The organism is Cellulosimicrobium sp. SL-1 (assembly GCF_011033075.1).
GTDB classification, from domain to species: Bacteria; Actinomycetota; Actinomycetes; order Actinomycetales; family Cellulomonadaceae; genus Cellulosimicrobium; species Cellulosimicrobium funkei.
On the sequence record NZ_JAACJC010000008.1, the window covers coordinates 245,637 to 257,776 of the forward strand.

9 protein-coding genes, 1 tRNA gene and 1 riboswitch are annotated in these 12,140 nt (G+C 73.9%); of the genes, 5 read left to right on the plus strand and 5 right to left on the minus strand.

Translation table 11 applies throughout. From position 1 onward, the window contains the following. Positions 1-177: 177 nt before the first annotated feature. Positions 178-1,668: an NAD(P)/FAD-dependent oxidoreductase gene (locus GWJ10_RS14300; protein WP_043656236.1), complete on the plus strand. Its 1,491-nt coding sequence runs from the start codon at positions 178-180 to the stop codon at positions 1,666-1,668. A 152-nt stretch (positions 1,669-1,820) separates the two neighbouring features. Then, positions 1,821-1,897 (plus strand) — tRNA-Leu (locus GWJ10_RS14305). A gap of 42 nt (positions 1,898-1,939) precedes the next feature. On the opposite strand, the gene GWJ10_RS14310 is transcribed toward GWJ10_RS14305, so the two are convergent. After that, positions 1,940-2,335, minus strand: coding sequence for a VOC family protein (locus GWJ10_RS14310; RefSeq protein WP_076406322.1), 396 nt, complete (start codon positions 2,333-2,335; stop codon positions 1,940-1,942). A gap of 84 nt (positions 2,336-2,419) precedes the next feature. Beyond that, positions 2,420-3,346, minus strand: a complete 927-nt coding sequence (locus GWJ10_RS14315) for a VOC family protein (protein ID WP_061268676.1) — start codon at positions 3,344-3,346, stop codon at positions 2,420-2,422. An 86-nt stretch (positions 3,347-3,432) separates the two neighbouring features. Next, positions 3,433-3,561: riboswitch (TPP riboswitch) on the plus strand. On the opposite strand from GWJ10_RS14315, the gene GWJ10_RS14320 reads away from it, so the two are divergent. From GWJ10_RS14320 to GWJ10_RS14330, 3 genes are all read left to right on the plus strand, one after another. Continuing rightward, a complete protein-coding gene (locus GWJ10_RS14320; RefSeq protein ID WP_163188176.1) occupies positions 3,552-4,304 on the plus strand; it encodes a TenA family protein in 753 nt (250 codons plus the stop codon). Its footprint overlaps the riboswitch before it by 10 nt. Positions 4,305-4,416: 112 nt before the next feature. After that, on the plus strand, positions 4,417-4,899 hold the full coding sequence (locus GWJ10_RS20025) for a helix-turn-helix transcriptional regulator (RefSeq protein ID WP_163188178.1): 483 nt from the start codon (positions 4,417-4,419) through the stop codon (positions 4,897-4,899). 68 nt (positions 4,900-4,967) lie between these two features. After that, complete coding sequence (locus GWJ10_RS14330; protein WP_163188180.1) at positions 4,968-5,957, plus strand: DUF6882 domain-containing protein; 990 nt, start codon at positions 4,968-4,970, stop codon at positions 5,955-5,957. Positions 5,958-6,000: 43 nt separating this feature from the next. Here the strand turns inward: GWJ10_RS14330 and GWJ10_RS14335 are convergent, their stop codons facing one another. The 3 genes from GWJ10_RS14335 to GWJ10_RS14345 form a co-directional block, all read right to left on the minus strand. Continuing rightward, complete coding sequence (locus GWJ10_RS14335) at positions 6,001-6,606, minus strand: ATP-dependent Clp protease proteolytic subunit (RefSeq protein WP_009866251.1); 606 nt, start codon at positions 6,604-6,606, stop codon at positions 6,001-6,003. After that, positions 6,606-7,271, minus strand: coding sequence for an ATP-dependent Clp protease proteolytic subunit (locus GWJ10_RS14340; protein WP_061268672.1), 666 nt, complete (start codon positions 7,269-7,271; stop codon positions 6,606-6,608). The genes GWJ10_RS14335 and GWJ10_RS14340 overlap by 1 nt, the downstream gene beginning before the upstream one ends. A gap of 91 nt (positions 7,272-7,362) precedes the next feature. Then, positions 7,363-12,111 carry an Ig-like domain-containing protein gene (locus GWJ10_RS14345; RefSeq protein ID WP_241005825.1) on the minus strand — a complete coding sequence of 1,583 codons (4,749 nt, stop codon included), beginning with the start codon at positions 12,109-12,111 and terminating at the stop codon, positions 7,363-7,365. Positions 12,112-12,140 lie beyond the last annotated feature (29 nt).

Genomic DNA, 12,140 nt, shown 5'->3' on the forward strand with positions numbered 1-12,140 from the left:
GTGGTGCGCCCACGGCGGACGGCGGCGCACCACCCCGGTCCCGGCCCCTGCGGAATGTCGCCTGTGCCCGCGTGTGCCCGCCTCTGCCCCCGTCCGTCCGCGCGGCGTGGGGCGCGTCACGCTCGTCAGGCGGACGCTCCGGCTCGCCTGTGCCGCAACCGGTAATACTCTGGAACCATGCCTCAGAATGACCTGACCTCGGTCAGCCGTGCCCAGACCGCTTCGCCGCGGCCCCGCAAGGTGCCCCGCGTCGTCGTCCTCGGCGGCGGCTCCGTGGGTCTGTACGCCGCCCGCCGGCTGCGCAAGAAGCTCGGTCGCCGCGAGGCGGCGATCGTCGTCGTCGACCCGCGCCCGTACATGACGTACGCGCCGTTCCTCCCCGAGGCGGCCGCGGGCTCGATCGACGGCCGCGACGTCGTCGCGCCGCACCGCCGTGCGCTCAAGGGCGTCGACGTGCTCCAGGGCAAGGTCGTCTCGATCGACCACACGGACCGCCGCGTGACGATCCACCCGGAGGAGGGCGACGACTACTCGGTCACGTACGACCACCTGATCGTCGGCCTCGGCTCGGTGTCGCGCACGCTGCCCATCCCGGGCCTTGCGGAGAACGCGATCGGCTTCAAGAACGTGGAGGAGGCCATCGCGGTCCGCAACCACGTGCTCAACCGGATGGACGTCGCGTCGTCCACGTGGGACGAGAAGCTGCGTCGCCGCATGCTCACGTTCACGTTCGTCGGCGGCGGGTTCGCGGGCATCGAGGCGCTGGCCGAGATCGAGGACATGGCCCGCTACGCGACGCGCAACTACGCGACGATCGAGGAGAAGGACCTCCGCTTCGTCATGATCGAGGGCGCGGGCCGCATCCTGCCCGAGCTCAGCGAGCCCATGGCGCAGTACGCGCTCGACGAGCTGAAGAAGCGCGGCATCGAGTTCCACCTCAGCACGTTCCTGTCGTCGTGCGTGGACGGCCACGTCGTCACCTCGACCGGGGTCGAGTTCGACTCCGACACGATCGTGTGGACCGCGGGCGTCAAGGCGAACCCGGTCCTCAAGGAGTCGTCCGACCTCCCGGTCGACAAGCTGGGCCGCATCACCGTGCTGCCGACGCTCCAGGTCGCGGACGCCGACGGCAACGTCGTGCCGAACGCGTGGGCCGCGGGCGACTGCGCCGCCGTCCCGGACGTGCTGAACCCGGGCAAGTTCTGCCCGCCGAACGCGCAGCACGCCATCCGTGAGGCCACGCGCCTCGCCGACAACCTCGCGCTCGAGCTGCACAGCGAGCCGCCGGTCGAGTACCGCCACAAGAGCGTCGGTACGGTCGCGTCGCTCGGCCTGTACAAGGGCGTCGCGGAGCTGTTCGGCGTGTTCAAGCTCCGCGGGACGCTCGCGTGGCTCATGCACCGCAGCTACCACGTCATGGCGATGCCGACGGGGAACCGCAAGATCCGCATCTTCATCGGCTGGATCGGCCAGTTCCTCATGGGCCGCGAGCTCGTGTCGCTCGGCTCGCTGCACGACCCGCGCGCGGAGTTCCGCGCCGCGTCCGTCCCGCCCAAGAAGGACGGCGACCCGGTCAAGCAGACCGCGCAGGGCTCGGCGGCCGCGGCGGAGTCCGGTGCGGGCACCGTCGACGCCGACGACCGGACGCCGGCGGCGAAGGCCTCCTGAGGCCGCGGCCGGGCCCCCGGCCCGGCCGTCGTGCCCGACGACGAGGGGCGAGCCGCGCGTGCGGCTCGCCCCTCGTCGCGTCCGGGTCCGAGCGGGCGGCCGTCGTGGCGACGGGCCCGGGGAGCCCCGCGCGCGCGGTAGATTCGGCCCGCGCCCCCATGGCCCAACTGGCAGAGGCGGCCGGCTTAAACCCGGCGTGTTCCGGGTTCGAGTCCCGGTGGGGGCACCATGCCGACGGGCGGTCGGCTCCGAGGCGCCAGGGCTCCCCGGGCTAGGACAGCCCCGTCGGCCCCTCCGGCTCGGCCGGGGGAGCGGCCTCCTGGCCGAGGATCACGACGGTGCCGTCCGGGTCCTGCACGCGCGCGACGCGCTCGCCCCACGGCTGGTCCGCGGGCGGCTCCAGGACGGGCACGCCCGCGGCCGCGAGGTGCTCGACGGCGCGGTCGCAGTCGTCGACGTACACCCACAGCACGACGCGAGTGTCCGCCGGAGGCGGGTCGCCCTGCCCGAGGCCGAGCGGCGACCCGCCCACGCGCACGCTCACGTAGACGGGTGGGCCGTCGTCGGGGAACGCGTACTCGACCGTCCCGCGCAGCAGGTCGCGGTAGAAGCCGAGGGACCGGTCGAGGTCGGCCACGGTGAGGACGGGGAAGAGGCTGCGGAACACGGTCGCTCCTCGGTGCGCTCGGCGGGTCCTCCCATCGTGCGCCTCGTGCCCCGGGCGCGCGCCCCGTGCCCGGGGCGCCGCGCCTCAGCGCGCGAGCAGCTCCTCGGTCGTGGTGCCGGGGACGGACAGCGTCACGCGCGTGCCCCACGGGTCGTGCACGACGACGGAGCGGCCGTCGTCCGCGTGCTCCAGCCCGCGGGCGCGGAGGCGCGCGACGAGCGCGTCGAGGTCCTCGCGGCCCGGCACCGTGACGGCGACGTCGCCGAGCCCGAGGCTCGCGGCGCGGGGCCCGGCACCCGCGCTGTTCCACACGTTCATCGCGACGTGGTGGTGGTACCCGCCGGCGGACGCGAAGAGCGCCCCGCTGTACCCGGTGAGCGTCGCCTCGAAGCCGACGGCGTCGACGTAGAAGGCGTGGGCGGTCGCGACGTCGCCCACCTGGAGGTGCACGTGGCCGACGCGGCCCGCGAGCGAGGGGCCGGCGTCGAACGTCTCCTGGTCGAGGTGCGTGCGCAGGTAGGCGTTCGGGTCGAGGAACGTCGTCGTCATGAGGATCTGGCCGTGCTCGCGCACCCAGGTCTCGCGGGGGCGGTCGGTGTAGAGCTCGACGCCGTTGCCCTCGGGGTCGGTGAAGTAGAACGCCTCGCTGACGAGGTGGTCGCTCGACCCGACGAACGTGCCGCGGCGGTCCTGCGCGGCGCGGTAGACGGTCGCGGCGAGGCTCGGGCCGTCGTCGAACAGGAAGGCCGTGTGGAACAGGCCGGCCTGGCGCGGGTCGACGGGCGGGAGCCCGGGCGTGTGCACGAGGCGCAGCATGGGTGTGCGGCCGCGGCCCAGCACACGGTGCACCTCCGCGCCGCGCGACCGCTCCTCGAGCGGGGCGAGGGCGAACGCGCCTGTGTAGTACGAGGTCATGAGCTCGAGGTCGCCCACGCGCAGCGTGACGGCGTCCATGCTCGTGGACGGGGACAGGAGGCGGTCGGTCGGCGCGCCCGGCGTGCTCGTGGTCATGTCTACTCCAACTTGTTGTCGCTACAACTATATTCCCACACCGTGGCGAGGGCTCCCGCACCGGCGCCGTCCTTGCTAGGGTCGGCGCGAACCACGCGGGGCGTCCCGCCCGGGCCACGGCCCGGGCCGAGGGACTGAGACGAGCGGTACGGCCGCCCGGACCCGTCGAACCTGATCTCGCTAGCACGAGCGGAGGAACGTGGGCATGACGACGCCTGCTGCCATCACCCTGAACCCTGTCCTCGCGCACGACCCGACCGCGCTCGTCCGGCAGGAGGAGACCGGCTTCACCGCCGACCTCGCCCGCCGGTACGCGGACCTCTTCGAGACGTTCTACGACCACCCCTTCCTGGCCGGGCTGCGCGACGGCTCCGTCGAGCCCGCCGCGGTCCGCCACTACGTGGGCCAGGACCACCAGTACCTCACGGCCTACCTGCGCTGCTACGGCCTCGGCATGGCCCTCGCGCCCGACCGGTCGTGGGCGGCCTACTTCCACGACAAGGCCGGCTTCCTCCTCGACGACGAGTCGCACGCGCACCACGCGATGTGCGACTTCCTCGGCGTGACGTACGAGGAGGCGCAGACGCACCGCCTCGCGCCGAGCGCGCAGGCCTACGTGGACCACATGACGGCGGCCGGCCGCGACTCGCTCGGCGTGCTGCTCGCCGCGCTGCTCCCGTGCCCGTGGACCTACATCTGGTCCGCGCGGCGCTTCTGGCTCGGCGAGCGCGAGACGACGCCCGGCGCCCTCGGCGACGACCACCCGCTCGCGGGCTGGTGGCAGTTCTACGCGGCCGAGCGCACCGAGGACGTCCTCACGGACCTGCGCGCACGCCTCGACGCGCTCGCCGCGGACGCGGGCGAGGCGGAGCGCGCGCGCATGGAGCGCGCGTTCGAGCTGAGCTGCCGCCACGAGATCCGCTTCTGGCAGATGGCCTGGTCGCTCGAGCGCTGGTGACCCGTCCGGCCGGGCGCGCGGCCGGCTCGCGTCGTGCGCCCGGCCTTACGCCAGCAGCAGATACCCACCCGGGTGCCTCGGCACCCGGGTGGGCCGCGGGTAGCGTGAACGCATGGACGCGACGAGCGCGGTGCCGGGCACGCTGCCGGACGTGGTGCCGGACGGGGCGACGCCGAGCCCCCGCTCCCGGGCGGGCGGGCGGGCGGAGCCCCTCCTGCGCCACGTCATCGGGGGGATCCTGCGGCGGGCGCGGCTCGCGCAGGGGCGCACGCTCGTCGACGTCGCGGCCGCCGCGCGCGTCTCCACCGCCTACCTGTCCGAGGTGGAGCGCGGGCGCAAGGAGGCGTCGTCCGAGGTCCTCGCCGCCGTGTGCGGCGCCCTCGGCCTGCGCCTCGTCGATCTCGTCGCCCGCACGGGCGAGGAGCTGCGGCCGCTCGCGCCCGTCCGCGTGCTGTCCTCCGCGCGAGAGCGCGGTGCCCTCTCCGCGCCACGGCACGTCGCCCCGGCGGGCGAGCCCGTGCGGGACCTCCCCGTCGCCGAGACGCTCCGACGTCCGACCGCGCGCGCCGGCGACGTCCTGCTCCTCGCGGCCTGAGCGACGGTCCCCGTCGCACCGCGTGTCGTGCGGGGGCCGGGCGCGGTGCGCGCCGCTACCGTCGGTCCATGACGGAGCCGCAGACCGCGCACGGCACGGCAGCCCAGGACGTCCCGGCCCTCCAGGACCTCGTCGACGACGCCGCGTTCCTCTCCCACGAGCACCAGCTCCACCTGACGGACCTCCACGGCGACGACGCCTGGGCCGCCGACCTGACCACCGGGGTCTTCACCTTCACCGCGCCCGACGGCGGGACCGCGACGTGCCGCCTTCAGTTCCTCGGCACGGCCGCGCCCGGGCCGGGCACGTGGATGTGGGCGTGGCAGAACGTCAACGGCTTCCCCGACGCCGTGCTCACCGCCGCCGAGAGCACGCGCCGGACCGGGCTGCGCGAGGCCGCCGAGCCGGAGCTCCCGCTGGCCGACGACCTCGCTCACCGGCTCGCGCTCGCGGCCAAGGCCGTGACCGGCTCGTCCGCCCACTACAGCGCCCCCGTCGGCGGCGGCACGCGGGCGTGGTTCCTTCTGGACGACGCCGACCTCGCCCTGCCCGCCCCGAGCGTGCCGCGCGTCGTGCGGACGCTGAGCGAGGGGCTGCTGTCCGTCACGGTCGTCGACCACCGGCGCGCCGTCGCGTCCTACGCGAGCGCGCGCGGCCTGCCGGCCGTCGCGGACGGGACCGGCGCCGTCGTGCTGGACGTGCCCGACGGCACCGTGACCGTGCGGTTCGACGAGCGCGGGCGGATCGCCGGCATCTCCGCGTCGTCCCGACGGACCGCCGCGCCCGAGGCCGCCGCGCCCCTGGCCGCCGAGCCCGAGGCCGCAGCGGCGGAGCCCGAGGCCGCGGCGTCGGAGCCCACGGCGTCGGAGCCGCCCACGGCAGACCCTGCCGCCTCGGAGCCGACGGCGCCCGCGCTCACCGTCTCGGAGCCACCGGCGGACGAGCCGGCCGCGCCCGAGCCTGCGCCCGCGGCGCCGGAATCGGCCGTGCCCGAGCCGTCGCCCGCGGAGACGACCCCCGAGCCGCGCCGCCGGTCGTGGTTCCGACGACGCGGCTGACGACGCGGCTGACGTGGCACGGGGTCGCCCCCGCGGTCGGGCGTCACGCCGCCGCGGCGAGCTTGCGCGAGGTGACGACGGCGTCCGCGACGCCGTACTCCACGGCCTGGCGCGCGGTGAGCACGAGGTCGCGGTCGGTGTCGGCGCGCAGGCGCTCGACGGTCTGGCCCGTGTGCCGCGCCAGCACCTCCTCCGTCTCGGACCGGATCCGGAGGATCTCCTCCGCCTGGATCGACAGGTCCGAGATCGTGCCCTCCCCGCCGCCCGACGGCTGGTGCAGCAGGACGCGCGAGTGCTCCAGCACGAACCGCTTGCCCGGCGTGCCCGCCGCGAGCAGGACGGCCGCGGCGGAGGCCGCCTGGCCCATGCAGATGGTCGAGACGTCGCAGCGGACGAACTGCATCGTGTCGTAGATCGCCATGAGCGCGGTCGCGGAGCCGCCCGGGGAGTTGATGTACAGCCCGATCTCCTGGTCCGGGGCGTCCGACTCCAGGTGCAGGAGCTGCGCCATGACGACGTTCGCGACGCCGTCGTCGATCTCCGTGCCGAGGAACACGATGCGCTCCGACAGCAGGCGGGAGAAGACGTCGAACGCGCGCTCGCCCAGCGGCGTGCGCTCGACCACGGTCGGGATCGTGTAGCTCGCCATCACAGACCCACCTTCCGGGCCGCGCGGGCGGGGCGGACGTCGTCGACGCTCTCGACGATCCGGTCGACCATCCCGTACTCGAGCGCCTGCTGCGCGGTGAACCAGCGGTCGCGGTCGGAGTCGTCGGCGATGGTCTCGACGGACTGCCCGGTGCTCTCCGCGAGGAGCCGGTGCATGAGCCCCTTGGTGTAGACGAGGTTCTCCGCCTGGATCGCGATGTCGACGGCGGTGCCCCCGATCCCGGCCGACGGCTGGTGCATCATGATCCGCGCGTGCGGCAGCGCGAACCGCTTGCCCGGCGTCCCCGCGCACAGGAGGAACTGGCCCATGCTCGCGGCGAAGCCCATCGCGACGGTCGACACGTCGTTGGGGATGAGCCGCATCGTGTCGTAGATCGCGAGGCCGGCGCTCACCGAGCCGCCGGGGGAGTTGACGTAGAGCGCGACGTCCGCGCGCGGGTCCTCCGCCGAGAGCAGGAGGAGCTGGGCGCACAGGCGGTTCGCGACGGCGTCGTCCACGGCCGTGCCGAGGACGACGATGCGCTGGTGGAGCAGGCGCGTCGTGAGCTGGTCGTCGAACGAGGAGGCCGCCGAGGCGGCAGCCTCTGCGCGCGGGGTCCGGTGGTGGTCGCCGACGGCGGGTCGGCCGGTCAGGTGCGTGGTCATGCGACCACCCTGCGCCCGCAGTGGCCCCGTGAGGAGGCCGATCTGCCGTCGGCTCATTCGCCGACGGCAGATCGGCCGTCTCAGGACCGCGTCACAGGATGGGCCAGGGCTTCGGTTCGACGGTCACGCCGTTCCCCGGCGAGATGCTCACCGTCACCGTCGCGGTGCGCTGCGTGCCGTACGGGTTGCCGAGGATGCACCCGAGGTCGACGTAGCTGCCGGCCGCGAGGTACTCGGTCCAGGAGTAGCCCCCGACCTGGTTGCCGTCGTAGTAGCACCGGAAGGTGTAGGTGCCGGACGGGAAGGTCGAGTTCGCGTTGACCCGGAACACCGTGCACATGCTGCCGGTGCAGTTGCCGAAGCCGGGCTGCGTGTTGCGCTGCGGACCGCGCGTCACCCAGACGGTCGGCGGGACCGGCCGCGGGTCGGTGCGGATCGTCTGGCCCGAGCTCCATGGGCCGCACCCGGCGGCGTTGCACGCCTGGGCGATGAGCGTGTAGGTCTGGTCGTAGTCGCCACCGACGTCCACGCTCTGGCCGGAGCCCGACCTGTTCTGGCTGCCGGAGAGCTGCCAGTTGTACCGGGTGACCCCGCTCCCGCCGTTGGACGACGGTGCCGTCACCGTGAACGTGCCGCTCGTGGCGCCGGTCTTGTTGGGGCTGACGCCCGGCGCGCTGGGCTTGCCGTACGCGCTGATCTGCCCCGACGCCGGGCTCGACGTGGACGTGCCGCCCTTGTTCGTCGCGGTGACGGTGAACGTGTAGTTCCCGGCGGGGAGGCCCGTGAAGTCGACGGACGTGCCGGCGACGTCCCTCTTCGCGCCCCCGGGCGACGCGGTGACGGTGTACCCCGTGATCGGGCTGCCGTTCGCGTCGGCGGCGCCCCAGGACACGCGGGGGATGCCGCTGTCCTGCCCGCCGCCGCCCACGTTCTGCACGCTCGGCCGGGGCGGAGCCTCGGGGCGCCCGTAGGGGACCACGGCCGCGGACGCCGCGCTCTCCGCCGTCCGGCCCGCCTTGTTCTCGGCCGTCACCGTGAACGTGTACGACGACTCGTTGTCGAGGCCCGTCGCCTTGTGGCTCGTCGCCGTGAGGGAGAGCGCGGCGCCGTCGCGGGCGCCGTTCTTGTACCGCTGCAGGGTGTAGCCCTTGATCGCGTCGCCGTTCTCGAACGGCGGCTTCCACGACACGTCGATCGAGCCGCCGTTGAGCGGCGAGTCCGCGGCGCGGACCGCGCTCGGCGTCTCCGGGACGTCCGGCAGGCCCGCCGGGACCATCTCGCCCGAGTACTCGCCCCAGTCCGAGGGGTCGGGGGCAAGGTTGTTCGCCCGGACCCGGACGCTGTACGCGGTGCCGTTCTCGAGCCCGTTCCACACGTACTGGGTGCCCGAGAGCGCCGTGACCTGGACGGCGCCGCCCTTCGGCGCCGGGGAGATCTCGAGGTCGACCGTCTCGATCGGCGAGCGGTCGGTGTAGGTCTTGTTGGTCCAGGTGACGGTGAGGGACTTGTCGCCGAACTCGAGGCGGGGTGCGGCGGGCGGGTCGGGCTTCTCGTCGGGTCGGGCGACGGCGGAGGCCGGGGAGGCGGGGCCGTCGCCGACGGCGTTGGTCGCGTAGACGGTGAAGGTGTACTCGACGTTGTTGGTCAGCCCGTCGAGGGTGCACGTGGTGGTGCCGCACTCCTTGGTGTAGCCGTTCTGGGAGCGCACGGTGTAGCCGGTGATGTCGGCGCCGTTGTTGTTCGGGGGGTCCCAGGTGAGCACGACGGTCTTGGAGCGGACCTCGACGACCTGCGGGGTCGCGGGCGCCTCGGGCTTGCCCAGGACCTTGAGCTGGACGCGGCCCTCGACCATGCGGTCGGGGTCCTTCGTCGCGTCCTGGATCCGGTAGACGACCACCATGACGCCCACGAACGAGTCGGCGGGCGTCACGACGACGTCGCCCCCGCTGTACGACACGTCGCCGCTGCCCGTCTCGACGCTCGCCGCCACGATCTCGAGCGGCGTGTCGGGGAAGGGGTTGGAGTCGTTGGCCAGGACGGGCACGGTGGTGGCCTTGCCCTGGTGCGCGTCGTCGACGGTGTCGGGGTTGGCGCGCGCCAGGGGCCGGGTGGAGGCCACGACGGTCAGGGTCGCGGTGCCCTCGACCGGGGGGTGCTCGCCGTCGGTGACGGTGATCGGGACCTGCACGACCGAGCCCTTGGGCACGTCCGGGGTCGCCTGGGCGCGCAGCGTGGTGCCCTCGACGGACACGGTCACGCCCTGGGCCTGGCCGGTGGCCTTGAAGGTCAGGGGGTCGCCGTCGGGGTCGGTCGCGAAGCGCGCGAGGTCGATCGAGGCCTCCTCGCCCGCCGCGACGTCGAGCGTCGGGGTCGACAGCTCCGGCGGCAGGTTCTCCGGCGGCACGACGCTGATCGGCAGCGTGAGCAGCGCGGTGTGGCCGTCGGGGTCGTCGGGACCGGAGCCGTCGGTGACCTCGAAGGTCACGGCGGCGGGGCCGACGTAGTCCGCCGCGGACGTGTAGGTGATCTCCGTGGTCGAGAGGACCTCTCGCGTGCCCTCGAGCGCGGTGACCTTCTCCTCCGTGGTGAGCCGGGGAGTCTTGCCCTCGACCACCAGGACGTAGTCCGTGATGTCGATGGGCAGCGGCTCGCCGCTCACGACCTCCAGGGGCGTGATGCCGGGGCGGAGGGTCGGGGCCTGGTCGGTGAGGCCGGGGACCTTGACGAAGGCCTTGGCGGTCAGGCCGTCGATGTCGGTCGCGGTGTAGGTGATGACCTGGCGGCCCTCGGTGAGGGTGACGGTGAGCTCGCCGTCGGGGGTGACGCTCGCGGTGCTCGCGTCGGTGGTGACGGTGAGCTCGCTCGCGGCGCCGTCGGGGTCCTCGTCGTTGTCCAGGACGGGGACGGTGACCTCGGTCTTGCCCAGGATGTCCTCCACGGGCACGGTGTCGTCGCGCGCGACCGGGGGCAGCAGGGGCGCGTTGGCCGAGACGTTCACGGTGACCGCGCCGGTCGCGCGGGCGCCGTAGGTGTCCTGGATCTGGTAGTAGAACGTGTACGAGCCGTCCTGGTCGGGCGAGGTCAGCACGATGCGGTCGGCCACGACCTCGGCGTCCAGGTCGTGGGTGTCCTCGATCCCGCCCGGGACCAGGCCGACCTGGTCGCCGTCGGGGTCGGTGTCGTTGGCCAGCGCCGCGACCGAGACCGTGCGCCCCGGGCGCACCGTCACCTCGTCGTCCACCGCGACCGGCGACTGGTTGGTGTCCGCGGGACGGGCGATGCCGACGTTGACCGTGCCCGTGGCGGTGGCGCCGCGCGCGTCGAGCACGGAGTAGGTGAACGTGTCCGCCCCGGTCGCGTTCTTCGACGCCGCGTACTCGATCATCCCGTCCACGACCCGGGCGGTGCCCTTGCCCGCGGGGGTAGCGATGCCGGTGACCTGGACGGAGTCGCCGTCGGGGTCGATGCCGTCCAGCGGGACCGCGATGCGCACGCTGGAACCGGACAGCACCCGGGCCTCGATCTCGCGCGGCTGCGGCGGGGCGTTGTCCTCGCCGTCGCGGATCCGGATCGTGACCTGGGCCGAGTCCTCCTGCCCGTTGACGTCCCGCACCCGGTAGATCGCGTACGCCGTGCCCGCCTCCGAGCCCGCCTTGAACCGCAGCGTGTCCTCCGACACGAACGCCTCGCCGAGCGCCGGGTCCACGTCCTGCTCCAGCTCGGGCTGCAGGAACAGCTCCAACCCGTCCGGGTGCGTGTCGTTCTTCAGCACCGGGACCGTCACCACGTCCCCCGCATGCACGGTCACCTCGTCCGCCACCGCGTTCGGCGGCTGCAGCCGCGTCGGCGCCGGCACCGGCACGATCCGCACCTGGCCGGTCGCGGTCTCGGTGCCGTTGGAGGCGGTGTACTCCACCGTCACCGGCGCGTCCAGGCGCCGGATCTCGGTCACCCGCAGCATCTGGTGGGCCAGGATCGCGACCGACACCCCGGCGTCGGCGGGCACGCGCACGGACTGCACGACGAGCACGCCGCCCGCGGGGTCCGTGTCGTTCGCGAGGACGTCCACGAGCGTGGACCCTCCCGCCGGGAGGAGCGCGGTGTCGGTGACGACGACGGGCGCGCCCTCGGCCTCGGACGGCGGCAGGACGTCGACCCGGACGAGGCCCGTGGTCGCGTTCGGGCCGTCGGTCACCTGGTACGTCAGGTCGTAGGAGCGCGGCTCCATCGAGAGGAACGTGAACGTGCCCGCGTCGTAGTTCGGCGTGATCTGCGCCGGGGCCGACTCCGAGACCGACGCCAGGCGCAGCTCGTCCCCGTTCGGGTCGGTGTCGTTGCGCAACGGCTCCACCGTCACCGGCTGCCCCGCCGGCACCACCACGTGGTCGCTCACCGCGACCGGCGGCTGCGGACCGGGCACCACGTCGACCAGCAGCTTGCCCTCGAAGGACAGCTCGCCGTCGGAGACGAGCAGGGTCACGATCTTGCGCCCGGTCGAGCCGCCGCCGTCGCGCAGCTCGACCGTGCCGTCGGGGCGCGAGCGCACGTCGTCGCCCGCGACCGTCGCGGCCGCCGACGCGAGGTACAGGTCGTCGCCGTCCGGGTCCTTGAAGAAGGGCAGCACCTTGATCGTCGCGGCGCCGCCCTGGGCGACGCGCAGGACCGGGTCACCGGTCTGCTCGGGGGGAGCGTTCTCGCCCCAGGGGGACACCTTGAGGGTGACGCCCGCCTCGGCGACGCCGCCGCGGCCGTCGGACACGGAGTACCGGAAGGAGCCGGTGCCCTCGGCGTCCTCGGGGACCACGGCCTGCAGCGCGGCGCCGCCCATGATGGTCTGCACGGTCGCGTTCGACGGCGAGTCCCCGACGA

Bases quoted from the DNA above. Each gene is read 5' to 3' on its own strand.
- GWJ10_RS14335 (WP_009866251.1), bottom strand. From the start codon at position 6,606: ATGGCGAGCTACACGATCCCGACCGTGGTCGAGCGCACGCCGCTGGGC.
- GWJ10_RS14315 (WP_061268676.1), bottom strand. From the start codon at position 3,346: ATGACCACGAGCACGCCGGGCGCGCCGACCGACCGCCTCCTGTCCCCG.
- GWJ10_RS14340 (WP_061268672.1), bottom strand. From the start codon at position 7,271: ATGACCACGCACCTGACCGGCCGACCCGCCGTCGGCGACCACCACCGG.
- GWJ10_RS20025 (WP_163188178.1), top strand. From the start codon at position 4,417: ATGGACGCGACGAGCGCGGTGCCGGGCACGCTGCCGGACGTGGTGCCG.
- GWJ10_RS14300 (WP_043656236.1), top strand. From the start codon at position 178: ATGCCTCAGAATGACCTGACCTCGGTCAGCCGTGCCCAGACCGCTTCG.
- GWJ10_RS14330 (WP_163188180.1), top strand. From the start codon at position 4,968: ATGACGGAGCCGCAGACCGCGCACGGCACGGCAGCCCAGGACGTCCCG.
- GWJ10_RS14320 (WP_163188176.1), top strand. From the start codon at position 3,552: ATGACGACGCCTGCTGCCATCACCCTGAACCCTGTCCTCGCGCACGAC.